23 protein-coding genes and 1 pseudogene are annotated in these 23,916 nt (G+C 74.6%); 11 read left to right on the top strand and 13 right to left on the bottom strand.

Annotated features, from left to right (window positions below; all coding sequences use genetic code 11):
• Positions 1-55 precede the first annotated feature (55 nt).
• Complete coding sequence (locus Ae717Ps2_RS24895) at positions 56-484, bottom strand: CBS domain-containing protein (RefSeq protein ID WP_020621564.1); 429 nt, start codon at positions 482-484, stop codon at positions 56-58.
• 34 nt (positions 485-518) lie between these two features.
• The gene (locus Ae717Ps2_RS24890; RefSeq protein ID WP_083695339.1) at positions 519-1,133 is read right to left on the bottom strand and encodes a carboxymuconolactone decarboxylase family protein; all 615 of its coding nucleotides are present in this window, start codon (positions 1,131-1,133) and stop codon (positions 519-521) included.
• Positions 1,134-1,322: 189 nt separating this feature from the next.
• Here Ae717Ps2_RS24890 and Ae717Ps2_RS24885 point away from each other — a divergent pair, with 189 nt between their 5' ends.
• Together Ae717Ps2_RS24885 and hppD are read left to right on the top strand one after the other, a co-directional pair.
• Positions 1,323-2,369, top strand: coding sequence for a Glu/Leu/Phe/Val dehydrogenase dimerization domain-containing protein (locus tag Ae717Ps2_RS24885; protein ID WP_075309754.1), 1,047 nt, complete (start codon positions 1,323-1,325; stop codon positions 2,367-2,369).
• On the top strand, positions 2,369-3,565 hold the full coding sequence (hppD, locus tag Ae717Ps2_RS24880; protein WP_075309756.1) for a 4-hydroxyphenylpyruvate dioxygenase: 1,197 nt from the start codon (positions 2,369-2,371) through the stop codon (positions 3,563-3,565). Before Ae717Ps2_RS24885 ends, hppD begins: the two co-directional genes overlap by 1 nt.
• A 44-nt stretch (positions 3,566-3,609) precedes the next feature.
• Here the strand turns inward: hppD and Ae717Ps2_RS24875 are convergent, their stop codons facing one another.
• Positions 3,610-5,007, bottom strand: a complete 1,398-nt coding sequence (locus Ae717Ps2_RS24875) for an amidase (RefSeq protein WP_075309758.1) — start codon at positions 5,005-5,007, stop codon at positions 3,610-3,612.
• A gap of 148 nt (positions 5,008-5,155) precedes the next feature.
• Between Ae717Ps2_RS24875 and Ae717Ps2_RS24870 the strand changes: the two genes are divergently transcribed.
• Together Ae717Ps2_RS24870 and Ae717Ps2_RS24865 are read left to right on the top strand one after the other, a co-directional pair.
• Positions 5,156-6,133, top strand: a complete 978-nt coding sequence (locus tag Ae717Ps2_RS24870) for a MoxR family ATPase (protein ID WP_083695338.1) — start codon at positions 5,156-5,158, stop codon at positions 6,131-6,133.
• Positions 6,134-6,216: 83 nt separating this feature from the next.
• Entirely contained in the window at positions 6,217-7,083 is an 867-nt protein-coding gene (locus Ae717Ps2_RS24865) for a VWA domain-containing protein (RefSeq protein WP_233147677.1), read from the top strand.
• A gap of 14 nt (positions 7,084-7,097) precedes the next feature.
• Here the strand turns inward: Ae717Ps2_RS24865 and Ae717Ps2_RS24860 are convergent, their stop codons facing one another.
• The 4 genes and pseudogenes from Ae717Ps2_RS24860 to Ae717Ps2_RS24845 form a co-directional block, all read right to left on the bottom strand.
• The gene (locus Ae717Ps2_RS24860) at positions 7,098-7,847 is read right to left on the bottom strand and encodes a DUF1345 domain-containing protein (RefSeq protein WP_075309760.1); all 750 of its coding nucleotides are present in this window, start codon (positions 7,845-7,847) and stop codon (positions 7,098-7,100) included.
• Between the two features lie 52 nt (positions 7,848-7,899).
• Positions 7,900-8,821 (bottom strand): annotated as a pseudogene (locus Ae717Ps2_RS24855) (undecaprenyl-diphosphate phosphatase).
• 127 nt (positions 8,822-8,948) lie between these two features.
• On the bottom strand, positions 8,949-9,572 hold the full coding sequence (locus Ae717Ps2_RS24850; protein ID WP_020622889.1) for a DedA family protein: 624 nt from the start codon (positions 9,570-9,572) through the stop codon (positions 8,949-8,951).
• A 318-nt stretch (positions 9,573-9,890) separates the two neighbouring features.
• Positions 9,891-11,312, bottom strand: a complete 1,422-nt coding sequence (locus Ae717Ps2_RS24845; RefSeq protein WP_233147676.1) for a helix-turn-helix domain-containing protein — start codon at positions 11,310-11,312, stop codon at positions 9,891-9,893.
• Positions 11,313-11,482: 170 nt separating this feature from the next.
• Here Ae717Ps2_RS24845 and Ae717Ps2_RS24840 point away from each other — a divergent pair, with 170 nt between their 5' ends.
• From Ae717Ps2_RS24840 to Ae717Ps2_RS24830, 3 genes are read left to right on the top strand one after another with little or no spacing between them, the layout of a single operon-like run.
• Positions 11,483-12,499 (top strand): amidohydrolase family protein, encoded by a 1,017-nt coding sequence (locus Ae717Ps2_RS24840; protein ID WP_075309764.1) that lies wholly within the window; start codon positions 11,483-11,485, stop codon positions 12,497-12,499.
• Positions 12,496-13,233, top strand: coding sequence for an iron-sulfur cluster assembly protein (locus Ae717Ps2_RS24835; protein WP_083695336.1), 738 nt, complete (start codon positions 12,496-12,498; stop codon positions 13,231-13,233). The genes Ae717Ps2_RS24840 and Ae717Ps2_RS24835 overlap by 4 nt, the downstream gene beginning before the upstream one ends.
• Positions 13,230-14,255, top strand: a complete 1,026-nt coding sequence (locus Ae717Ps2_RS24830; RefSeq protein ID WP_075309766.1) for an NAD(P)-dependent alcohol dehydrogenase — start codon at positions 13,230-13,232, stop codon at positions 14,253-14,255. Before Ae717Ps2_RS24835 ends, Ae717Ps2_RS24830 begins: the two co-directional genes overlap by 4 nt.
• Positions 14,256-14,432: 177 nt before the next feature.
• Here the strand turns inward: Ae717Ps2_RS24830 and Ae717Ps2_RS24825 are convergent, their stop codons facing one another.
• Complete coding sequence (locus Ae717Ps2_RS24825) at positions 14,433-14,894, bottom strand: MarR family winged helix-turn-helix transcriptional regulator (RefSeq protein ID WP_043277153.1); 462 nt, start codon at positions 14,892-14,894, stop codon at positions 14,433-14,435.
• 81 nt (positions 14,895-14,975) lie between these two features.
• Between Ae717Ps2_RS24825 and Ae717Ps2_RS24820 the strand changes: the two genes are divergently transcribed.
• The 3 genes from Ae717Ps2_RS24820 to Ae717Ps2_RS24810 are packed head-to-tail and all read left to right on the top strand — an operon-like array spanning position 14,976 to position 17,262.
• Positions 14,976-16,100, top strand: a complete 1,125-nt coding sequence (locus Ae717Ps2_RS24820) for an LLM class flavin-dependent oxidoreductase (RefSeq protein ID WP_075333948.1) — start codon at positions 14,976-14,978, stop codon at positions 16,098-16,100.
• A complete protein-coding gene (locus tag Ae717Ps2_RS24815) occupies positions 16,100-16,711 on the top strand; it encodes a CE1759 family FMN reductase (RefSeq protein WP_075309768.1) in 612 nt (203 codons plus the stop codon). The genes Ae717Ps2_RS24820 and Ae717Ps2_RS24815 overlap by 1 nt, the downstream gene beginning before the upstream one ends.
• Positions 16,712-16,716: 5 nt before the next feature.
• The gene (locus tag Ae717Ps2_RS24810; RefSeq protein ID WP_020622880.1) at positions 16,717-17,262 is read left to right on the top strand and encodes a VOC family protein; all 546 of its coding nucleotides are present in this window, start codon (positions 16,717-16,719) and stop codon (positions 17,260-17,262) included.
• 45 nt (positions 17,263-17,307) lie between these two features.
• Here Ae717Ps2_RS24810 and Ae717Ps2_RS24805 read toward each other — a convergent pair whose 3' ends face one another.
• Complete coding sequence (locus Ae717Ps2_RS24805; protein ID WP_051050082.1) at positions 17,308-17,892, bottom strand: hypothetical protein; 585 nt, start codon at positions 17,890-17,892, stop codon at positions 17,308-17,310.
• 108 nt (positions 17,893-18,000) lie between these two features.
• On the opposite strand from Ae717Ps2_RS24805, the gene Ae717Ps2_RS24800 reads away from it, so the two are divergent.
• The gene (locus Ae717Ps2_RS24800; RefSeq protein WP_075333947.1) at positions 18,001-18,834 is read left to right on the top strand and encodes an alpha/beta fold hydrolase; all 834 of its coding nucleotides are present in this window, start codon (positions 18,001-18,003) and stop codon (positions 18,832-18,834) included.
• A 65-nt stretch (positions 18,835-18,899) separates the two neighbouring features.
• Here the strand turns inward: Ae717Ps2_RS24800 and Ae717Ps2_RS24795 are convergent, their stop codons facing one another.
• The 4 genes from Ae717Ps2_RS24795 to Ae717Ps2_RS24780 form a co-directional block, all read right to left on the bottom strand.
• Entirely contained in the window at positions 18,900-20,066 is a 1,167-nt protein-coding gene (locus Ae717Ps2_RS24795) for a hypothetical protein (RefSeq protein ID WP_075309772.1), read from the bottom strand.
• Positions 20,067-20,186: 120 nt separating this feature from the next.
• Complete coding sequence (locus Ae717Ps2_RS24790) at positions 20,187-21,161, bottom strand: NAD(P)-dependent oxidoreductase (protein ID WP_075309774.1); 975 nt, start codon at positions 21,159-21,161, stop codon at positions 20,187-20,189.
• Between the two features lie 17 nt (positions 21,162-21,178).
• A complete protein-coding gene (locus Ae717Ps2_RS24785) occupies positions 21,179-22,969 on the bottom strand; it encodes a choline/carnitine O-acyltransferase (RefSeq protein ID WP_075309776.1) in 1,791 nt (596 codons plus the stop codon).
• Entirely contained in the window at positions 22,969-23,838 is an 870-nt protein-coding gene (locus Ae717Ps2_RS24780; RefSeq protein WP_075309778.1) for an arpA protein, read from the bottom strand. Before Ae717Ps2_RS24780 ends, Ae717Ps2_RS24785 begins: the two co-directional genes overlap by 1 nt.
• Between the last annotated feature and the right edge of the window lie 78 nt (positions 23,839-23,916).

Below are 23,916 nucleotides of genomic sequence, written 5' to 3'. Positions count from 1 at the left end.
GCGCGCGCCTGCCGGTCCTCACGGGCATGTGACACAGGACACCGGAAATGCGCCCTCACGACCGGCCCGGGGCAGCCGCGCGTTCGTCGATCCGGGCCTGGATGCCGGCGTCGGAGCAGAAGCCGCGACCGTGGCGCTTGAGACAGAGCAGCCCGAGCAGGCGTCCGGAGCCGTCGACCACGGCGACCCGTCGCCGTCCGGCGTCGGCCATCGCCGCCCAGGTCGAGGCCAGGTCGTCGCCGGCGCGGGCCACCCGCCCGTCGAGCGTCCCGAGGGGCGCGACGGGCCGGTCGGGGACCGCCCCGGTCAGGTCGGCCCGGTCGACGACGGCGAGCAGTCGCCCGGCGTCGAGGACCAGCAGCGAGTGCACCTTGGGCCGCTCGAACGCCGCCCACGCCTGCGCGACGGTCGTCGCGGGTCCGCAGGTCTTGGGGAACGTGTGCATGGCCGCTGCCACACACACCCCGTTCGGCGCGGTGTTCATGGCGGACCTCCCCTCCCGCACGGGTTACCCGGACTCACTCCGGCCGGAACACGGCCAGGGCGGTGGCCAGCATCGAGTAGTACCCGGTCAGCCACACCAGCGCCGCGAGCGTGTCACGGCCGAGCGCGTCCAGCGCGGTCGCGTAGGCGCCGTCGCCCAGGTCGTGCTGCGTGAGCAGGGCGCGGACGGTGGTCAGCGCGACCCGCTCGGCCTCGTCGAGACCGTCGGGGACACCGCCGTCGAGCAGGGCCTGCAGCTGCGGGCCGGTCAGCCCGGTGTCGCGGGCGAGGCCCTCGTGCGCGGACCACTCGAACGCCGATCCGTGGTGCACGGCGACGGCGAGCACGGCCAGCTCGCGCAGCCGCGGCGGAAGGTCGTCGTCGGTGCGCAGGGCCGCGCCGACCTGCTGGACGGCGTCGCCGATGCGCGGCGAGAAGAGCATCGTCGCGAACGGGCCGAGCAGCCGGTCGGCGTCGTCGACCAGCGGGACCCTGGCCTGCGCGCGGCGCGGGCCGGTCGCGATGCGGGCGTGCAGCGCGGCGCGCTCGGGATCGAGCCCGGCCGGGTCCGACGGCGCGGTCCGCGGGTGGGCCGGCGGTCGCGGCCTGCCACGCAGGTCGGCGGGCGTCGTGGCGTCGCTGGTCGTCACCGGTCCAGGCTACGGACGCCGACGGCGGGTCCCCGGGGTGACGCCGGTCTCCTGGACGATCAGCCCAGCTGCCCCGGCGGGCTGCCCCGCCGATCTGCGGTGACTGCGTAGCTGGTTCTGGGCCGGTTGCGCAGATGCCACGGCCCGCGGTGTCCTCGCTGCACACCAGCGAGGAGATGGAGGCGCGGGATGGCTCTGCCCGAGTGGGACGGCGAACTGACCTCGGTCCGGTACGATCGGGAGACGGGCGCGTGGTTCGTGATCGGGGTGCATTCGACCCCGCTCGGCCCGGCGTCCGGCGGGACCCGCGCGATGGTCTACCCCTCGCCCGACGACGCCGTCGCCGACGCCCGCCGCCTCGCCGGGGCGATGACGCTGAAGATGGCCGCCGCGGGCCTCCCGATGGGCGGTGGCAAGTCGGTGATCGCGCTCCCGGCCCCGCGCACCGAGCTCGACGACGCGACCTGGCGGCGCATCCTGGAGATCCACGCCGCCAACCTGGAGCTGCTCGGCGGGAACTACACCACCGGCCCGGACGTCGGGACCTGCTCGGCCGACATGGACGTGCTCGCCGGTCTGACCCCGCACGTGTTCGGCCGCTCGGTCGCGGCGGGCGAGCCCGGCTCGTCCGGCCCGATGACCGCCCTCGGGGTGTTCGCCGCGATCCGCGCCGGAGCCGCGGAAGCCGGGTTCGACGGCGTCGACGGGCTGCGGGTGCTGGTCCAGGGGCTCGGGGCGGTCGGCGCCGACGTCGCCCGGCTCGCCGCCGACGCGGGGGCCAAGCTGATCGTCACCGACGTCGATCCGGCCCGCTGCGCCGCGGCCGCCGACGAGCTGGGTGCCGAGGTGGTCGACACCGCAGCGGTGACCACCCGCGCGTGCGACGTGCTGGTCCCGTGCGCCACCGGCGGGCTGATCACCGCCGAGGTCGCCGCGACCGTCCCCACCGCGGTGATCGCGGGTGCGGCGAACAACCTGCTCGCCGACCCGTACGCTGCCGATGTCCTGCGCCGGCGCGGGATCACCTACGCCCCGGACTTCGTCGCGAACGCCGGTGGGGCCATCCACCTGGTCGGCCGCGAGGTGCTCGGCTGGAGTGCTGCCGCCGTCGCGGACCGGACCCGTGCCATCGGCGACACCCTGGCCGGGATCTTCGCCGACGCCCGCGCACACGGCACCACCACGGTCACCGCGGCGGAGAACCTGGCAGCACGCACGTTGACGGGAGAGCACTGATGGACATCCTCACCGACTCCGAGAAGCTCGCCGACCTCGACGCCGCCGCCCTGCGCCGGCTGGTCGGCCTCGTCGAACACGACGACTCCGCCGACCCGTTCCCGGTCACCGGCTGGGACGCCGTGGTCTGGGCCGTCGGCAACGCCACCCAGGCCGCGCAGCTCTACCAGGTCGTCTACGGCATGGAGCTCGTCGCGTACTCCGGACCGGAGACGGGCAACCGCGACCACCACTCCTACGTGCTGCGCTCGGGCGCGGTCCGGTTCGAGCTGCGCGGCGCCGTCGACCCGGACAGCCCGCTCGCCGACCACCACCGCCGGCACGGCGACTCCGTCGTCGACATCGCCCTCGAGGTCCCCGACGTCGACCGCTGCATCGCCCACGCCCGCGCCCAGGGCGCCACCGTGCTCGTCGAGCCGCACAACACGACCGACGAGCACGGCACCGTGCGCACCGCCGCGATCGCCACCTACGGCGACACCCGGCACACCCTGGTCGACCGGTCCCGCTACACCGGCCCGTACCTGCCCGGCCACGTCGCCCGCGGCTCGTCGGTGGCCCGGCCCGCGGACGCGCCGCGGCGGGTGTTCCAGGCGCTCGACCACGTCGTCGGGAACGTGGAGTACGGACGGATGGACCACTGGGTGGACTTCTACCACCGGATCATGGGCTTCACGAACATGGCCGAGTTCATCGGCGACGACATCGCCACCGACTACTCGGCGCTGATGAGCAAGGTCGTCGCGTCGGGGAACCACCGGGTGAAGTTCCCGCTCAACGAGCCCAGCCCGGGCCGGCGGAAGTCCCAGATCGACGAGTACCTGGACTTCCACCGCGGCCCCGGCGCCCAGCACCTCGCGCTCGCGACGAACGACATCCTCGGCGCCGTCGACGTGCTGCGCTCCCGCGGCGTGGAGTTCCTCGACACCCCGGCCGCCTACTACGAGGACCCGGAGCTGCGGGCCCGCATCGGGTCCGTGCGGGTGCCGATCGCCGAGCTGCAGTCCCGCGGGATCCTCGTCGACCGCGACGAGGACGGCTACCTGCTGCAGATCTTCACCAAGCCGATCGGGGACCGGCCCACGGTGTTCTTCGAGCTCATCGAGCGGCACGGCTCGCTCGGCTTCGGCAAGGGCAACTTCAAGGCGCTGTTCGAGGCGATCGAGCGGGAGCAGGAGCGCCGCGGCAACGTCTGAGCGGGCGCTGCCCCGGCGGCGGAGCAGTTCTGGACCGGTTCGGATCAGTCCTGGATCCGCCGCCAGGGGCGGTCGGCCTCGATCGCGTACGCGAGCTCCAGCAGCGTCCGCTCGTCGCCGACCGGGGTCTGCAGGTGCACCCCCACCGGCAGCCCGCCCGCCGTCGCACCGGCGGGCAGCGCGACCGCGGGAGCCCCGGCGACGTTGGCGAGCGGGGTGAACGCGACGTAGTCCAGCAGCCGGGCGGTGAGCTGCTCGATCGGCACCGTCGGCGCGAGCCACCCGATCTCCGGCGGGGTGTGCGCGAGCACCGGGGAGAGCAGTACGTCGTGCCGGGTGAACAGCTCGGCGTGGGTCGCCGCGACCCGGCGCAGCCGGTGCAGGAACACCGGGGTGCGGGCCAGCGCGCGACGGTAGTGGTCGGCCAGACCGTGGGTCAGGCCGTCGAGACGGTGCGGGTCGAAGGTGCGCCCGTGCAGCAGCCGCCCGCCGGTGACCACGGAGAACGCCAGCAACCCCCAGTAGTCGAGGAAGTCGTCGACGAACCGGGTCCCCACCCCGCTGTGGGCCTCGGACACCTCGTGACCCTGCTTCGCGAGCAGCTGGGCGACGGCGGTGACGGTCTCGCGGGTGTCGGCGTCGACCGCCGCCCCGGTGGGGGACTCCAGCAGCAGGCCGACCCGCAGGCGTCGCCGGGCGGGGCCCTCGACCAGGCCCAGCGGTGGCAGCGCCGGGTTGCGGCGCCCGCGGTCGGCGGCGCCCAGGAACACCGCGGTGTCGCGGACCGAGCGGGACACCACGCCGTCGGCGACGAGGTCGATCGGCATCCGGGCGCCGGTCGCGTTCGGCGCGAGCCGGCCCCGCGAGGGCTTGAGCCCGACCAGCCCGCAGGCCGCGGCCGGGATGCGGATCGAGCCGCCGCCGTCGTTGGCGTGGGCCAGCGGCACCACCCCGGCGGCGACGAGCGCGGCCGCCCCGCCCGACGACGCGCCGGCCGAGAAGCGCGGGTCCCACGGGTTGCGGGTCGGCTCGGCGTCGGCGAACTCGGTGGAGGCGTTCAGCCCGTACTCCGGCATCCGGGTCGTGCCCAGCAGGTCCAGCCCGCAGCCGAGCAGCTGCCGGGTCACCTCGGCGTGCTCGCGCGAGGGCGCCGGGACGAACGCCTGGGTGCCGTGGCCCGCGGGCCAGCCCCGGACCTCGACGTTGTCCTTGACCAGCGTCGGCACCCCGGCCAGCGGGCCGTCGACGGCGCCGGTGACGGGATCGGCGGTGCGGTCCAGGGCGAGGCCGTGCAGGTGCGGCTCGACCCGGGCGGCACGCGCGGCGACGGCCGCGTGCAGCTCGGCGGGCGCGACCTCACGGCGGCGCAGCCTCCCGGCGAGGGTGACGGCGTCGTCGTCGCCCAGGGCGTCGTCGGTGAACGCGTGCACGCGTCGGTCCATGTCGGACGATCCTGCACCCCGCCCGTCCGCGTACGACGGGGAGGCCCGGCGCGGGTGGTGTCGCCTCCGCCACCACGGTGGCGTCGGGTGTGGAACAGTGCGCACGGTCCCCACGTGGAGGACGCCACACCCCCGCGGGTGGGGCAGGATGCAGGACGACACCGACGTCACCAGCGCCGAGGAGCACGCCCGTGAAGACCGAGGCAGCCGCCCCGTGCTGACCCCCGCCGTGACCCCTGTGGTGACCCCCGTCGTCGGCCGCGGCCGGGAGGTCGAGCTGCTCGTCGCGGCGCTGGAGGCCGGCGCCCACGTCGTCCTGGAGGGCCCGCCGGGCACCGGGAAGACGACGCTGCTGCGGTCGGTGGCCGAGGAGGCCGAGCTCCCGTTCGTGTTCGTCGAGGGCAACGCCGAGCTCACCCCGGCCCGGCTGGTCGGGCACTTCGACCCGGCCCAGGTCCTGGAGCGGGGCTACAACCCCGATACCTTCGTCGACGGCCCGCTGGCCGAGGCGCTGCGCTCCGGGGCCCTGCTCTACGTCGAGGAGATCAATCGGATCCCGGAGGAGACCCTCAACGTCCTCATCACCGTGATGAGCGAGGGCGAGCTGCACGTGCCCCGGCTGGGCCGGATCACCGCGCACGAGGGATTCCGGCTGGTCGCCGCGATGAACCCGTTCGACGCCGTCGGCACCGCCCGGATCTCCTCCGCCGTCTACGACCGGGTCTGCCGGATCGCGATGGGCTACCAGACCGCCGGGGACGAGACCGCGGTCGTCGCGCTGCGCGGCCCCGAGGTCGACGAGCAGTGGCGGGCCAAGGTCGTCTCCCTGGTCCGCCGGACCCGGGAGCACCCGGACGTGCACGTGGGCTCCTCGGTGCGCGGGGCGATCGACATCGTCCGCATCACCGCGGCGCTGGCGGCCCGGCGCGGCCGGGAGACCACCGACTGGCGGGCCGGGCTGGACGCGGCGCTGGTCGCGCTGTCCGGCCGCATCCGGCTCGCCGAGTCCGGCTCCCGCAGCGCCGAGGACATCGTCCGCGAGCTGTACACGGCCGAGTTCGGCCAGGAACCCGCCGACGACGCCGACGGGGCCCCGGACGGCGGTGATGCGTCGGGGGGAGCCTGAGCCCGCCACCGGCGGGCGGTCCCCGGCCCGCGGACGGCTCCACCCGTCCGTCCCGGCCGCGTGCGCGCCCGGAGGACCGCACGGTGGCCCGCAGCTCCCTGGCGGGCCACCCCGGGTTCACCGAGATCTCGCCCGAGGTCGGGGTGCTCGACCCCGACGCGTTCGACGCCGCGCTCGCCGAGCGTCCCGACGAGACGCTGACGCTGCTCGTCGACATGGGCAGGGCCACCGACGAGAAGCTGCGGGCGGCGGCCCGCAGGCTCGCCGGCCGGGTCGTGCTGGAGATCGGCCGGTCCGGCCGGGTCACCCGGCGCGGGATCGGCAGGCTGCGTGCTGTCCCGGCCGACCGCGGCGGCGACCTGGACCTGGACGCCTCGCTGGGCGCGGTCGCCGAGGCCCGCGCGGCGCGGCGCCCGGTCGGGCTCGACGAGCTGACCGCGCGCACCTGGGCGCGGCCCGCGCTCGCGTTGTGCCTGGTGGTGGACGCGTCCGGGTCGATGGGCGGGGACCGGCTCGCCGCGGCGGCGCTGACCGCCGCGGCCTGCGCGTTCCGGGCACCCGGTGACCACGCGGTGCTGTCGTTCGCCGCCGAGACCCGGGTCCTGCGCGACATCGGGTCCACCCGTCCGCCGTCGGCGGTCGTCGACCGGGTGCTGGGCCTGCGCGGGCACGGGGTGACCGCGCTGTCCGGTGCGTTGCGGGCGGCCACCGCGCAGCTGGAACGGACGCGCGCGGAGCGGCGGATCGTCGTGCTGCTCTCGGACTGCCGGGCCACCGACGACCACGACCCGGTCCCGGCGGCGCGGCAGGTCCCGGAGCTGCTGATCCTGGCCCCGGAGTCCGACCACGAGCAGGCCGCCGAGCTGGCCGCGCGCAGCAACGCGCGGTGGGCGCCGGTCGCCGGCCCGTCGGACGCACCGGGGGTGCTGCGGTCCCTCCTGGGTGGCTGAGCCCCGCCCGGGACTCAGCCGCCCAGCACGTTCACGGCCCGGGAGACGACGAGCGCGATCGTCACCAGCGACACCAGCGCCTGGACGAGCATCAGCATCTTCGCCCACCGGCTCAGCGGCATCACGTCGGTGGGGCTGAACGCGGTGGCGTTGGTGAACGACAGGTACAGGTAGTCGGCGAAGCGGGGCTCCCAGTCGGCGTCGTGCGGGTCGGTGCTCTGCATCTGCACGAACAGGAAGTCCGCGGTGGGACGGCGCCCGTGCGCCCGTGCCGCCGGCCCGCCGCGGTCGAGCTGCCAGTACCAGACCGCGAACGCGATGATGTTGGTCAGCCAGATCGCCGCCCCGCTGGCCAGCAGCGGGGCGGCCGAGCCGCCGGAGGAGCCGTCGAGGATCGCGGTGACCAGCAGCCCCGCCGACACCGCGTTCGCGAGGCTCAGCAGCCCGACCAGGGTCAGCCCGAGGCCGCGCAGCAGCGCCGACTCGCGGTCCATCCGGGCCGGGCCGGCCACCGCGAGCACGACCAGCACCACCAGCTCCAGCGACGGCAGCAGCCACCGCGACACCAGGGTGAGCTGGTCGGGCAGCAGCAGCTGCAGCCCGATCGCGACGACGATCGCCGCTGCGGCGGGCCACCGGTGCTCGCCGGGGGTGACCCGCTTCCAGGCGGGCACGATGCGGCGCCCGCCGTCGCCGAGCCGGTCGAGCTCGCGGCGGATGGCGTCCAGGGCGTGCCGGTGCGGGTCGGCCGACGGGTCGCTCATGACCGTGATCCTGCTCCTCGTCGATCCTGCTCGTGGCTGACCCCGCTCCTCGTCAGCGGAGGGTGAACCACAGCAGGCACGCGAGCCCGGCGACCACGCAGTAGATCCCGAACGGGCGCAGCGAGCGGGTCTCGAAGTACCGGGACAGGAACCGCACCGACAGGTACGCGCCGAGCCCGGACAGCAGGCTCCCCACCAGGATCTGCGGTCGGATGCCGTCCCCGAGCGGACCGGCGAGGTCACCCAGCTTCAGCACGCCCGCGGCCAGGATGACCGGCGTCGCGAGCAGGAACGACAGCCGTGCCGCGTCGACGTGCGGGAGGCCCTTCAGCAGCCCGGCCGTCATCGCGGACCCCGACCGGCTGATCCCCGGGGCGAGCGCGGCGATCTGGGCCGCGCCGACGGTCACCACGTCACGCACCCGGAGCCGCGCGATGCGGTGGTCGGAGGCGACCTCGGTGGCGAGCAGCACGGTGCCCGGCTCGCCGCCGACGGCCGTCGGCGCGACCGGAGCGGGGCGCCGGCGCAGGTGCTCGACGACCAGCAGGACGGCGCCGTTGAGCACGAGGAACAGCGCGGTCGGGACGGGCAGCGCCAGGTAGGTGCGGAAGACCCGGTCGAGTGCGAGCCCGGCCAGCCCGACGGGGACGGTCGCGAGCACCAGCAGCCAGGCCAGGCGCTGGTCGGGGTCGCGGACCTCGCGGCGGGCCACCGACGTCACCAGCCCGCGCACGATCCGCACCCAGTCCGCGCGGAATGCCACGATCAGGGCCAGTGCGGTCGCCACGTGCAGGCCCACGACGAACGCCAGGTACGGCGACCGCGGCGCGCTCACGTCGAGGTCGGCCGCCCTGCTGCCCGCCGATGACGGCGGGCAGCAGGATGCTGTGACCGAGGCTGGAGACCGGGAACAGCTCGGCGACGCCCTGCATCGCCCCGATCACGATCGCCTCGGCCCAGGTCAACGTGCTCACCGCGTGGTCCTCCCCGTGGTCCGGCCGTCCGCTCCGGACGGTGCTCGCCGCGGGCCGCCGAGGCGCGGTGACACGCCGGAGGCGGCCCGGGACGTCGGGGACGTTCGGCGCGAGGGGGGCGACCCGGTCAGGACCGGGCGTCGGCGCGGCGTCGCGAGCCGGTGGCCCGCACGATCGCGGTGCGCCCGAGCACCAGGGACAGCCCGACGGCGATCCCGCCGACGACGAGCAGCCAGGGCCGCGACTCCAGGTCGGTGGCGAGCCGGTCCCCGGCCGCGTAGCCGATCCCGACGAGCACCGCGGCGCGCACCGCGGTGGTGGGGACGATCCAGGCCAGGAAGCGGCGGTAGCCGACCTTGGACAGCCCGGCGGCCAGGTAGGCCGGGATCGCGCCGATGTCGACGAGCTTGGCGCCGATGACGATCCGCGGCAGGTGCGTGTGGACCTCGCGGGTCAGGACCTCGCGACGCTCCTCGGTCAGGCCCAGCCGGTTCAGCACCCGGGCGACGGCCGGCCGGTCGCCGTTGCGGCCGAGCGCGTAGAGCGCCGTGTCCCCGACGACGTCGGCGACGAGCGCGGCCAGCCACACACCCCACCAGGGGAGCTGCCCGGCCCCGGCGAGCGCGGCCGCGGCGACGGTGACGATCGGACCTTCGAGGAATGCCCCGACCCCGATCACGAGGAGCGACCGAACGGGCGCAGCAGGGATCGCGGCCAGCAGTGCGGCCACGGTGTCCGTGAGTCCGAACACGAACGCCTCCCATCAGGTCCTCCACCGAATGGTGCCCTGTCTGCCGCACCGGGCGGCGGGCGCCCCGCCGTCGTCGCGCGACGCGGGCTCCTCGTCACCGGGTGTGACGGCGTCGTCGGGTGGCGGTGTCGAGTCCCGTGGCCGGGCCGGCCGCCGGGTCTCCCGGGGCGTCGTTGCCCGGCACACCGATGGTCCCACCGCCGGCCGGGATCGGCAGGTCCGAAGGACCCGCGGCGGCCGTGAGCACGGCCACCGGTAGCACCGGTCCGGTGAGCGCGTCACCTGTTCGGATGACGGCACCGATGGTGCCGCGGCCGCTCAGCGCAGGGTGGCGATCCCGTAGCGCTGCACCCGCCGGTACGCCGTCGCCCGGCTGATCCCCAGCGTCTCCGCGGCCCGGGTGACGCTCATGCCGTGCTCGGTGAGGCAGCGGACCAGCTCGTCGCGTTCCAGCGACTCGATCCGGGTGAGCGAGCCGGAGCGGGTGGCGAGCAGCTCGGGGGGCAGGTGCCGGACGTCGACCACGCTGCTGCGGGCCGCGGCGTCGCGGACCGTGCGGCGCAGCTGCTCGACGTTGCCCGGCCAGCTGTAGGTCCGCAGCGCGCGGGCGGCGGCGTCGGTGAAGGTGACGCCGTCGCGGGTGAAGTGTGCGGCCAGTGCCGGGACGTCCTCGGCCCGGTGCCGCAGCGGCGGCAGCTCGACCACGACGTCGAGCATCCGGGACAGCGGCTCCGGGACCGTCCCGACGTCGCGCGCGGTGACGCTGAGCGCCGCGTGCGGCAGCGACCGCACCAGCGCCGCCAGCCGGGTCGCGACGGGCGCGGGCAGCTCGTGCACCCGGCCCGCGATCACCGCGGTGTCGGCCTTGCCCAGCTCCGGGGACCACAGCGACAGCCAGGACACCGCGTCCTCGGCCGCCGGTGGGCGGGCGTGCAGCACCCGGTGCCGCGGCGCGACGGTGCGCAGGGCCGCCGCGAGCAGCGCGGACTTCCCCACGCCTGGCTCGCCGACGACCCCGACCCGGGCGCCGTCGCGCAGCGCCGCCCGCACCTCGTCCAGCGCGGTGGTCCAGCTGCGGCCCAGCTCGGCGGTGCCGCCGGTGGGCTGCGGGGCGACCCGGAACACCTCGCCGCGGGGCGCCGGCCGCGGGCTCGCGCCCCGCCCGTGGGCCAGCATCAGCGCGGAGGTCTGCCCGGCCGCGGTGCGGGCGAGCGCCAGGAGCAGCCCGTCGGAGCGTTGCGACCAGGTGGTGAGGTTGATGCTGCCGAGCAGAGACCCGTCGACGGGGTCGAGCACCGGGGCGGCCGCGCAGGTGTAGCCCCAGAGCCCGGTGCAGTAGTGCTCGTCGCCGCGGACCAGCGACGGGACCCGGTCGGCCAGGGCCAGGCCGAGCCCGGTGGTCCCCGCCTCCCGCTCGCCGAAGGCGAAGCCGGGGGCGAGGTAGGTGCGGTCGAGCGCGTCGACCAGGGCCCGTTCGTCGCAGAGCCGGGAGACGACGATCCCGTCGGCGTCGGTGAGCATCAGCGAGATCGGTTCGCCGGGCAGTCCCTCGTGCAGCCCGGCGAGCACCTCGCCGCCGCAGCGGGCGAACAGCGACTCGTCGTCGACGGTGCCGGTGTACGCCGGGTCGACCACCTCGGTGGGGGCGCCGTAGGTCTCGCTGCGTGCCCAGGACGCCGAGATGCGGGCCGGAGCCAAGGACTGCCCCATCGCGCGTACCTCCTCGTACCTGCTGCTCACGACGGTGTCACACCTGCGACGCCGACGCGACACCGTCTCGTCTCAGGTTGAGACGGCGGTCACCACTGCCGCCGCCCGCCGGTTCCTACCTTCGGTGCCGACGCGGGACCCCACCGGCCCGCGCAGTCGCGGGGTGCCCACCACCTCGCCGCGACCTGAGAGGGACGACGATGTACTCGAAGAACGGTGAGTCCTACTTCATCGTGGACGCCCACGTGGCGCTGTGGGACGCGCGCCCGGAGAACCAGCGCAACATCCACGGCAAGCAGTTCATCGACTGCTTCTACGACTACCACCGCAACCTCAGCCCGGAGTCCGAGGTGTGGCCCTACGAGGACTACCTCTACCAGGGCGGCGAGCGGCTGATGAAGGACCTGTTCGCCGACGGCCACGTCGACCACGCCGTCTTCCAGCCCGCGTACCTGGGCGAGTTCTACGCCAACGGGTTCGGCCAGACCGAGGAGGCCTTCGCCCTCGCCCAGGCCCACCCGGACAAGCTGACCTACAACCACCACTGGGACCCGCGCAACGGCGAGCAGGGCCTGCGGCAGCTGCGCGAGGACGCGAAGCGCTTCGGGCTCAAGGGCGTGAAGCTCTACACCGCGGAGTGGCACGGCGAGTCCCGCGGCTGGAAGCTCGACGACCACTGGTCCTACAAGTACCTCGAGGCGGCCCAGGAGCTGGGCATCCGCAACATCCACATCCACAAGGGCCCCACCATCCGCCCGCTGGACCGCGACGCGTTCGACGTCGCGGACGTGGACAAGGTCGCCACCGACTTCACCGACCTGAACTTCGTCGTCGAGCACTGCGGCCTGCCGCGGCTGGAGGACTTCTGCTGGATCGCCACCCAGGAGCCGAACGTGCACGCCGGTCTGGCCGTCGCGATGCCGTTCATCCACACCCGGCCCAAGTACTTCGGCCAAATCCTGGGTGAGCTCCTGTACTGGCTGGGCGAGGACCGCATCCAGTTCTCCAGCGACTACGCCATCTGGACCCCGCGCTGGCTGGTCGAGCGCTTCGTGGACTTCCAGATCCCCGAGGAGCTGTCCGAGTACGCGCCGCTGACCACCGCCCAGAAGAAGAAGATCCTGGGCCTCAACGCCGCGAAGATCTACGACATCGAGGTCCCCGCCGAGCTGGCGCTCCGCGACGAGACCCCGCAGGAAGTGCCGGTGGCCTCGTGAGCGCGCCGGCCCTGACCGCGCACGCGACGCGGGCCGAGCAGGCCTGGCGGGCGCTCGACGCCGTCGTCGACCCGGAGCTGGACGAGCCGATCACCGACCTGGAGTTCGTGCGGACCCTCGACGTCGACGGCGGCCGGGTCACCGTGCACCTGCGGCTGCCCACCGCGTTCTGCGCGCCGAACTTCGCCTACCTGATGTGCTCCGACGCCAAGGACGTGCTGACGGCGCTGGACTGGACGACCGCGGTGACCGTCGAGCTCGACGACCACCACGACTCCGACCTCATCAACGCCGGGCTGGCCGCCGACGCCGGCTACAAGGGCACCTTCCGCCACGAGGCCGAGTCCGACCTCGACGAGCTGCGGGTCACCTTCCGGCGCAAGGCGCACGCCGCCGCGATGGAGCGCTCGCTGACCGGGCTGCTGCGCCGCGACCCGGACCGGGCGCCGGAGACGCTGCACGGAGTCACCCTGGCCGACCTGCCCGCGGGCCCGACCACCGACGCGCTGCTGCGTCGCCGCGTCACGCTCGGACTGGGCACCGCGGGGCACCTGCCGGTCCTGGTCGGGCACGACGGCGTCCCGTACCCGGCCGAGCAGGTCCCGCTGAAGCTGCGGATGGCCCGGTCGGTGCGGATCTCGATCGAGGGCAACGCCCACTTCTGCCGGGGGCTGCTGAAGACCCGCTACCCGGAGTCCGTCTCCGGGGACACCACGAAGGGAACCCGTCCGTGAGAGCAGTACAGGTCGTCGGCTACCACCGGCCGATGGAGCTGACCGAGGTCGCGAAGCCGGAGGTCGCCGACCCGTTCGACGTCGTCGTGCGGATCGGCGGAGCGGGCGTCTGCCGCACCGACCTCCACGTCCTCGAGGGTCAGTGGGCGGAGAAGTCGCAGGTCGCGCTGCCGTACACGATCGGCCACGAGAACGCGGGCTGGGTCGAGTCCGTCGGCTCCGCGGTGACCCACGTCCGCGAGGGCGACGGGGTCATCCTGCACCCGCTCGCCACCTGCGGGCTGTGCCGCGCCTGCCGCTCCGGCGACGACGTGCACTGCACCGCCTCGGCGTTCCCGGGCATCGACACCCACGGCGGGTACGCGGAGTACCTGCGCACCTCGGCGCGCAGCGTGGTCAAGCTCGACCCGTCGCTGCAGCCGGCCGACGTCGCCGCGCTCGCCGACGCCGGGCTCACCGCCTACCACGCGGCCGCCAAGGCCTCGCGGCGTCTCGGTCCGCGCGACACGTGCGTCGTCATCGGTGCGGGCGGGCTCGGTCACATCGGCATCCAGGTGCTCAAGGCGCTGACCCCGGCCCGGCTGGTCGTGCTCGACCGCAACGCGGACGCGGTGAAGCTGGCGCTGGAGATCGGCGCCGACGACGGCATCGTCGCCGACGGCGGCCAGGTCGACGAGGTCCTGTCACGCACCGGTGGGAACGGCGCCGAGGCCGTCATCGACTTCGTCGGCGAGGGCGGCTCCACCGCGCAGGGCCTGGCGATGACGCGGCGCGCCGGGGACTACCACGTCGTCGGCTACGGCGAGAACGTCGACGTCCCGACGATCGACCTGATCTCGGCCGAGGTGAACGTGGTCGGCAACCTGGTCGGCTCCTACAACGACCTGTGCGACCTGATGGAGCTGGCCGGGCGCGGGCGGGTCACGCTGCACACCACGAAGTACGCGCTGGACGACTTCCAGTCCGCGCTCGACGACCTCGACGCGGGGAAGGTCAGGGGACGCGCCATCCTGGTGCCCTGACCTGCTGGTCCGCCCGCGGTCCCGTTCACGACGGCCCGTACCGGTGACGCCGGTGCGGGCCGTCGTGCGTTCCGCGGAACGCGGTGTCACGCCCTCGGTCCGCGTTCCGCGGAACGCGGTGGGCGGATGTCCCGGGGGCGCGGCCGCGGACCGGGACCGGCCGGTGTCGCGGGCCGGTCAGGCGGGGGCCCGGCCGTCGAGCCGGGCCTGCACGGCGGCGGTGATCCGGGCGAGCGCGGTCACGTCGTCGTCGGAGAGGGCGTCGAAGACCAGCTCCCGCACGGTCTCCACGTGCCCGGGCGCCGCGGCCTCGATCGCCGCCCGGCCCGCCCCGGTGAGCACGACGTAGTTGCCGCGGCCGTCGTCGTCGCACTCCTCGCGGGCGACCAGGCCGCGCTTCTGCATCCGCGCGAGGTGGTGCGACAGCCGGCTCTTCTCCCAGTCCAGCAGGCCCGCCAGCTCCATCGCGCGGCACCGCTCGTCGGGCCGGTCGGTCAGCGCGACGAGCACGTCGAAGTCCGCGAGCGAGAGCCCCGAGTCCGCCTGCAGCCGCCGGTGCAGCTCGGCGTGCAACCGCGCCTGCATCCGGAGCAGCCCTCGCCAGGCCGCCTGTTCGCGCTCGTCCAGCCACCGTGTCACGGCTGCAGGGTACCGGAATAGTTGACGCGTCATCCATGTTGGTGCAGGATGTAGATGACGAATCAACTACTGGAGGAAGCCGTGCAGTTCGGAGTCTTCTCGGTCAGCGACATCACGCCGGACCCGACGACCGGCGCCACCCCGACCGAGGCGCAGCGCATTCAGGACGTCCTGACCATCGCCCGGCGCGCCGAGCAGGTCGGTCTCGACGTCTTCGCCCTCGGCGAGCACCACAACCCGCCGTTCTTCTCCTCGTCGCCGACGACCACGCTCGGCTACCTCGCGGGTGTCACCAGCACCCTGCAGCTGTCCACCGCGACCACGCTGATCACCACGAACGACCCGGTGAAGATCGCCGAGGACTTCGCGATGTTGCAGCACGTGGCCGGCGGGCGCGTCGACCTGACGCTCGGGCGCGGCAACACCGGCCCGGTCTACCCGTGGTTCGGCCAGGACATCCGGCAGGGGATCAACCTCGCGATCGAGAACTACGCACTGCTCCGGAAGCTCTGGGACACCGAGGTCGTCGACTGGGAGGGGCGCTTCCGCACCCCGCTGCAGGGCTTCACCTCGACCCCGCGCCCGCTCGACGGCGTCGCGCCGTTCGTCTGGCACGGCTCGATCCGCAGCCCCGAGATCGCCGAGCAGGCCGCGTACTACGGCGACGGCTTCTTCCACAACCACATCTTCTGGCCCGCGTCGCACACCAAGCGGATGGTCGAGTTCTACCGGAAGCGCTGGGAGCACCACGGTCACGGACCGGCCGACCGCGCGATCGTCGGCCTCGGTGGACAGGTGTTCATGCGTCGCAACAGCCAGGACGCGGTGCGGGAGTTCCGGCCCTACTTCGACAACGCCCCGGTCTACGGGCACGGGCCCTCGCTGGAGGACTTCACCCGTGAGACCCCGCTGACCGTCGGCAGCCCGCAGCAGGTCATCGAGCGCACCCTCGGTTTCCGCGAGTACGTCGGCGACTACCAGCGCCAGCTGTTCCTCATCGACCACGCGGGCCTGCCGCTGAAGACCGTGCTGGAGCAGCTCGACCTGCTGGGCGAGGAGGTCGTGCCGGTGCTGCGCAAGGAGTTCGCCGCGCTGCGTGCGCCCGGGGTCCCGGACGCGCCGACCCACGCCTCGCTGGTCGCCGCCCGCGACGCCGCCGCCCGCACGCAGGAGAAGAGCACGCAGGAGAAGCAGGAGGTCGCGTGATGACCACACGCAGGATCGTCGTGCTCAGCGCCGGGTTGTCGACGCCGTCGTCGACCCGGCTGCTGGCCGACCGGCTCGCCGCCGCGGTCACGACCGCCCTGGCCGACCGGGGCGAGCAGACCGAGGTGCAGGTCGTGGAGCTGCGCGAGCACGCCCGCGACCTCGCCGACCACCTGGTCGCCGGCTTCCCGAACACCGCGCTGGCGCCGGTGCTGGAGTCCGTGGCCGCCGCGGACGCGGTCGTCGCCGTGACGCCGATCTTCTCGGCGTCCTACAGCGGCCTGTTCAAGACCTTCGTCGACGTGCTGGACCGCGACGCGCTCACCGGCACCCCGGTGCTGCTCGCCGCGACCGGCGGCACGGCGCGGCACTCGCTGGCACTCGAGCACGCGATGCGCCCGCTGTTCGCGTACCTGCGGGCGGCGACCGTGCCGACCGCGGTGTTCGCCGCGCCCGAGGACTGGGGTGCGACCGAGGTGGGCACCACACTGGAGAGCCGCGTCGAGCGGGCCGCCGGTGAGCTGGCGGCCGCCGTCGCGGCCCGGCCCGCCGCCACCCGCACCGACGTCTTCGACGACGTCCCCGACTTCACCGCACTGCTGAAGGGTTGACCACGATGACCGAGACCAGCACCTCCACCGACACCTCGACCCCGACCGGCACCCCGACCGGCACCGACACCGCGGCCCTCGACGCCGCACGCGACCGGATCCGCGCCGCCCACCTGAAGCCGGCGGGACAGCGGCCGACCTCGACCGCCCGCGGACTGCACCACACCGCCCTGGTCAGCTCGGACGTCGAGCGGACCGTGCGCTTCTACCAGGACGTGCTGGGCTTCCCGCTCACCGAGCTGATCGAGAACCGGGACTACCCCGGCTCCTCGCACTTCTTCTTCGACATCGGCAACGGGAACCTGCTCGCGTTCTTCGACTTCCCGGGCCTCGACGTCGGCCCCTACGCCGAGGTCCTCGGCGGGCTGCACCACATGGCGATCAGCGTCGAGCCGCAGCGCTGGGACGAGCTGGTCGCCCGGCTCACCGAGGCCGGGGTGGAGCACGAGGTGCACTCGGGCGTCTCGGTCTACTTCCGCGACCCCGACGGCGCCCGCATCGAACTCATCGCCGACCCGCTGGGGGAGATGTACGGCCAGCACGTGCTCTGACACCTGCTCCGACACCTGCTCAGTCGCGTGCGCGGGCGGGTCGCGTCACCGGCGCACGCTGACGTGGACGTGGTCGAAGTGCCCGCCGGTGGCGTCGGCGGGGTCGTAGACCCCGCCGCCGTCGTAGGGCCTGCCCCAGTTCTCCCGGCCCTCGCCGGAGTCCCCGGTGCCGCGGTACCAGATCCGGCCCTGCCAGATCACGTACCGGACCCGCAGCTCGGAGGCGTTCTCGCGCAGCCAGGTCGCGACCGCCCAGCCGTCCTCCAGGTCCTGCCCGGCGGGGAAGTCGCCGTAGCCGGCCGGGAACGCGTCGCACGCCCGTCCGGCGGGGTGGTCGCTCGACGGGTTCCACGCATGCTCCGACCAGCAGGTGATCGCCCGTACCGGTGCCGACGGGCCGGGCTCGCCGAACCGCTCGACGAGGGCGTCGTGCAGGCGCAGCGCGGACGGGGTGAGGCAGCCCGACGTCGTCGGGTCGGGTTGGTCGCACTGCTCCGGCGGGGGCGGGTCGACCAGGTCGCGCAGGTCGTCGGCGGTGAACCCGCGGCTCCCGGCGAACCACACGAGCCCGCCGACGAGCAGGGCCAGCACGAGGAGCACACCCAGAGCGGGGGCGATGCGGGTCTTCACAGGGGGTTTCGTCCGTTCCGTCGGAGTCGGTTCCAGCCTACGGCGGTGACACCGGCCCGTGCGGCGGCCAGGATCGGCGGGGCACGTCCACCGAGCAGGGGAGCCGCCATGTCGACCGCCGTCAGCACCGACCTGCTCGACCGGCCGGGTGCCCGCATCACCTTCGACGTGCGCGGCTCCGGCCCGCTGCTCGTCCTGGCCGGGTCGCCGATGGGCGCCGGACCGTTCGGGCCGCTGGCGTCGCTGTTCGCCGACGACCACACCGTCGTCACGTTCGATCCGCGCGGTACCGGTCGCAGCGTCGTCGAGGACCCGGACGCCGACTCCCCGGTGGCGGTGCGCGCCGCCGACCTCGCCGCGCTCGTCGAGCACCTCGGCGGAGGCCCGGCGACGGTGTTCGGGTCCAGCGGAGGGGCGGTCGTGGCACTCGCGCTCGCCCAGGAGCGCCCGGATCTCGTCGGGACCGTCGTCGCGCACGAACCGCCGCTGGAGGAGCTGCTGCCCGACGCCGACGAGCGCCGGACCGCCACCGACGAGATCGTCCGCACCTACCGGGAACACGGCCCTGCCGCGGCCTGGGGGCTCTTCCTGGCCTCCGCCGGACTGCCGGCCGTGGCACCCGAGGAGGTGCCCGAACGCACCGCCCTGCCCGCGGCGGGCGACGACGCGACCGCCCGGCAGACCGCCGACGAGCGGCACTTCTTCCTGCACGAGATGCGCGAGACCGTGCGGTGGGCCCCCGACCTGGACCGGCTGCGCCACGCCCGGATCGCCGTCGGGATCGGCGACGCCTCGGCCGGGCAGCTGTGCGACCTGACCTCGCGGGCCCTCGCGGCCGGGCTGGGCCGCCCACCGGAGGCGTTCCCGGGCGGACACGTCGGGTTCGTCGAGGACGCGTCGGCGTTCGCGCGACGGCTGTGGGAGGTCCTGTCCCGCGCCTGACAGCGGCTACGTCGCTTGCACCGACCCCACCGCCGTCGACCCACGGTCGGGCACGACGGACGACCTCAGTTCCCGAACGGGGTGCCGCCCCCGAACAGCGGCGAGGTGCCCAGCGCCCCGCGGAGCTCCAGGAACGCCACGAGCCCGTAGACCGCACCGGCCAGGAACACCAGACAGGACAGCGACACCAGCACGTAGGTGACGACCCGCAGCACGGTGAGCGCGGTCCCGTCCCGGGCCACGGTCACCGGGGCCGGCACGGCCGCCGCGGTCGCCGGGCGGCGCGTCGTGGTGACCGGACCGGTCGCCTCGACGCCCGGTCCCGCCGGTGCGGCCGCCCGGGCCGGGGGACCGGTCCGCTCGGCGAGCCCGGCCCGGGCCGGGTCGGCGGTCCGGGCGGACGCGCCGAAGCGGGCCGCGGCGGCCTCGGCCACCGTCGCCGGACGACGCCCGCCGGACTCCGACGGGGACCGCGGCACCGGAACGGCCCCGGCCCCCGTCCCTGCCCCGGTCCCGACGGCGGTGCGCTCGGCGACCGCGGTGCCGCCCGTCTCCCCGTGGACGGGGCGCTCGTCCCCGCCGTACGCGGCGGCCGAGGCAGCGGTTGGCGCCGCGGTCGGCGCGGCGTCGTCCCAGTTCGTGTCGTCCCAGTTCGTGTCGTGCGGGCCCGCATCGTGGCGGTCCGCATCGTGCCGGGCGGTGTCGTCCTGCTCCGAGGCGGCCGGGTAGGGCGGGCCGCCGTCGATCGAGGTCCCGCCGCGGGACTCGGGGTCGCCGTACTCGCCGTAGGCGGCCCGGGCCGGGGTGGCCGGCTCCTCGGGCATGCGGTGCGCGGCCCGGGCGTACGCGTCGTACCCGCCGTCGTACCCGCCGTCATCGGGGCCGTCACCGCTCGTCTGCGACCCGCCGGCCTGCACGGGGGCGCCGTAGCCCTCGTAACGCATCGGTGCGGCGTACCCGCCGCGCCCGACGGTCGGCTGCGGCCCGGTCCCGCCGTACAGCTCGCCGAAGCCCTCCGGGTCGGTGGGTGTCGCCCGTTCCACCGGCCGCGAGGACCGCAGGTCCGGGTAGCCGCCGCCCTGGTAGGAGTCCTCCCGGTAGGAGTCCCCCTGGTAGGAGTCCTCGGGGAACTCGTGGTCGTCGAACCCGTGCCGCGGCCGCGGCGACGGCCGTGCGCGGTCGGCGTCGGCACCGCGTGGGCCGGGGCTGGGTCGGTGCTGCGGGCCGGTCATGGCAGGACCTCCGGGGTACGGCGTCACGGTCGGCGACACGTGCTGTGTCACGTCTACCGCCGGATGTACCCACGGCGTTAGCCCTGTCGACCTACAGTCACCCGGTCCGGCGAGGTGAAATCACCGGGTGTACACCCCGGTCGGGGAATCGTGGTATCCCTTCGCCCCGACGACGTCGGCCAGCGGACTGCGGGGCGGCCCGCCCTCTCGCACCCGCGCGACGACAGCGTCGACGTCCCAGATCGGGGTCCAGCCGAGCTCGGCGACCGCCCGGTCCGGGCAGTACACGCGGTCCACCGGCGGGACCGGCCGGCCGCGTTCGGCCAGCAGCGCGGCGAGCGCCGGGGCCCGCCGCTCCAGCACCGCGGCCGGGTCGTTGCCCAGCTCGGCGAGGTCGGACCGGCGGAACGGCGACGGCGCGCTGACCACGTAGCGGGCGAACCCGAGCTCGGGCGCCCGCCGGGCCGCGGCCAGGTGCGCGGACACGACGTCGGCGACGTCGACCCGCCGGTGGCAGAACTCCACCAGCTTGAGCGTGGTGTCGTCGTGGGCGGCGCGGACGTCGTCGCGGTCGTCGGCCTCGGGGAAGAACCGCGAGGTCCGCAGCACCACCACCGGCAGCCCCGGGTCCAGCGCGGCCAGCTCGCACAGGTCCTCGGCGGCGGTCTTGGTGGCTCCGTAGACGTTGCGGACCCGCGGCACCACGGTCTCGTCGATCCAGGTCGCGGGCCCGCCCGGTGCCGGGGCCAGCGCACGGCCGAACGCGCTGGTCGAGGACGTGAACACCACGCCCCGCACCCCCGCGGCGGCGGACTCCTCCAGCACCGCGAGGGTGCCCGACACGTTCGTGTCGACGAAGTCCTGCCTGCTGTGCGAGCCGACGTGCGGCTTGTGCAGCGTCGCGGTGTGCAGGACGTGGGTGACCCCCCGCAACGCCGACCGCAGGGCGTCGCGGTCGGTCAGCGACGCGACGACCGCGGTCCACGGCGAGGGCCGCCGGTCCAGGCCGACGACGGGCACCCCGTCACCGGTCAGGGTGCGGACCAGCGCCTCACCGAGGTGGCCGGAACTGCCGGTGACGAGAACACGTTCCACCCCACCAGTGAACCCGCTCAGGCAAGCAGGTTCCGCAGCTCGGTCACCGCCGCCCGCAGCTCCCTGGCGAACGCGTGCATCCCCTCGGCCTGGTCGGCCGGGGTGGACAGGTGCACGTGGAAGCGGTCGGGCAGCAGCACGTAGGCGACCCCGATGCAGCGCGAGCTGGTCGAGCCGAACCCGAAGTACCGGATGTTGTCCGACGGCGCCGAGCTGGTCGACAGCCAGTCGTCGCGCATGATCGTCCAGCCGGGGGAGTCGAACACCGCGAGCTGCTCGGTGACGCCCAGCTCCGCCCCGCGGCGACGCCGGATCCAGTCCAGCTCCCACAGGTGCTGCTCGGGTGCGTCGCCCTGCTGGCACTGCTTCGCGCGGGCCCCGTGGGCCGCGGCGGCGGCCCGGAAGGTCTCGACCTTGTCGGCGTCGGACGCCTGCGGGTCGCCCATCGTGTCGACGAACGCGACCATCTCGGGGGTGACGACCCGCATCGCCTCGGTGCGGCCGCGCCGGAACTGCCGGGTCGCGATCGACTCGTAGGTGGCGCCGGTGACGCCCTTGGCCCGCCGGTGCGCGACCTGGTAGCAGGCCTGCACGAAGGCGTCCGGGGAGCACTTGAGGGCCTTCGCGTCGTCCGCGCCGAAGTCGTCGAAGGCGACGAGCTCGGTGGCGGTGGCGTCGAGGAACGCGGCGAACTCGTCGTGCGCGCGGGAGACGGTGGCGCGCAGGTCGTCGTCGAGGACGAACCGCAGCTCGCCGTGCGGCGCAGTGCCCTGCGGGCGGGTCCCGATCCGCTCGGCGTGCACCTCGACCGGGTCGGCGAACATGGCGTCGACCAGGGTGAGCACGGTCGTGCCGTCGAGCTCGCAGTGCTCGATGTTGACCCCGGCGGTGCCGTCGGCGAGCACGACGATCGACAGCGCCTTGTCGAACCAGCGGTCGCCGGAGTCCCCCGCCAGCAGGGTCCGCGCGGCGGACTCCTCGTCGGCGGGGTCGGTCTCGTCCAGGCAGACCGCGAGCAGCGCCCGCTCCACCAGGTCGACGGCCTCGGCGTTGGCCGGGTCCAGCCCGGTCAGCCGGTCCCGCACCGCGGCCCACTCGGCCCGGGCCAGGGTGGTCAGCGCGCCGACCGCGTCGCCGGTGGCGGCCCGCTCGGGGTGGGCCTCGCGGATCTCCCGCAGCGCGTCCGCGATCTCCCCGGCGGTGTGCGCCGCCCCGTTCTCGCCGATCACGTCGAGGCGGTGGATCCGGCCGCGGTGCAGCACCACGACGTGCCGCTCGGTGGACGGACCCGGCCAGTCGTCGCTGTAGGGGGTGCGGACGGTGTCCTGCGGGTCGCCCGGGATGCGGGTGGTGGAGAAGATGTGGCGGCTCTGGTCCATCGACTGCGCCACGCCCCGGTTGACCAGCGGTGGGAACGTCCCGGCATCGAGGTCGGCCTTGTGTCCGAGGGCGGCCACGGTGAGCTGCGCGGCCCGCTCGCAGGGGTCGGTGGTGGTGCCCGGCCCGAACAGGAAGAAGAAGTTCGCGTTGAGCGCGATCCGGTCACGCCGGCCCAGGTAGCGCGACGGCCAGAACGCGTCCAGCCAGCTGTGGGCGCCGGCGTCGAAGCGTTCGAGGTCGGCCTGCAGCACCGACGCCGGGCCGCCCTCGACGAGCAGCTCGTGGGCGGCGGTCTCGGTGCGGGCGTACTCGTCCGGGGTGAGCAGCGGGGCGCACCACTCGAGGAAGCGTTCGGCCGAGGCGGACAGCGTCGGGAGCGGCACCTTCGGCAGGTCGTCGTCGGCCGCGAACGTGGTGGTCACGCCCATCAGTCCAGCAGCCCGTCGACGCGCACGGCGCGCGACCCCCCGTGTTCGGACAGTGTCCTCCCGAACAGCTGGCGGGTGCGGGCCGCGCTGCCGACCACCCCCGGGCGGGTGCTGTAGGAGAAGATCGCCGTGTGCCGGGCGGTCTCGCCGCGCACCTCGGTCACCCGGTGCAGTGAGTACCGGCCGCGGAACAGTTGCAGGTCACCGGGGCGCAGCACCAGCCGTCGGACCCGGGCGCCGCCCCTCCCGTGAAGGACTTCGGCGACGTCGGCGGTGTTCTCCGAGGTGGTGTCGCGGATGTCGGGGCAGTACTCGAAGACCCCGCCGGCCTCCGGCGCGCGGGTGAGCAGGCTGATCGCGATCTCGTTGGTGTCGAAGTGCCACGGGTGCGACCGGCCGTCGCCGACGACGTTGAGGCACAGCCCGGCCAGCGGGTCCGCCAGCTCGTGCAGCTCGGGCACGCCGGTGCAGGCGGCGAGGAACGCGCGGAACGCGGGCTGCGGGTAGAGGCGGTGGATCAGGGCGGCGGCCGGGATCCGGTCCCGCGCGACGAAGGCGTTGCCCCGCTCCATCCGCACCCGCGCCGGGTGGTCGGCGGGCAGTGTGGGGTCCGGGTCGGTGTTGTAGACGTTCACCACGGCGGTCTCGTGGTGCGCCAGCGGGGCGACCGCCTCGCCCTCGGTCCGCAGCCGGTCCCGCCACGACGCCCGGACGAACCCGGGGAGCACCGCGCAGCCGTCGGCGGCGAGCTGGGCACGGGCACGGCGGACCGCGTCCTCCCAGCCGGACGAGCCCGGTTCGTGCACCGGGTAGCGCGTCAGGTCGACCGGGTCGAGCTCCTGCGGGGCCGCGAGTGCGGACGGCTGCACGGATCAGCTCCTTCGTGCCCGGGCAGCACCGGTGCCGCCCGCGGTGTCACCGTCATCCAAACCCGATCGGTGTCGACG

Source organism: Pseudonocardia sp. Ae717_Ps2, assembly GCF_001932475.1.
Classification (GTDB): Bacteria; Actinomycetota; Actinomycetes; order Mycobacteriales; family Pseudonocardiaceae; genus Pseudonocardia.
Note: the sequence above shows the minus strand (reverse complement) of the source record. Positions and strands in the feature narration are given on the sequence as shown.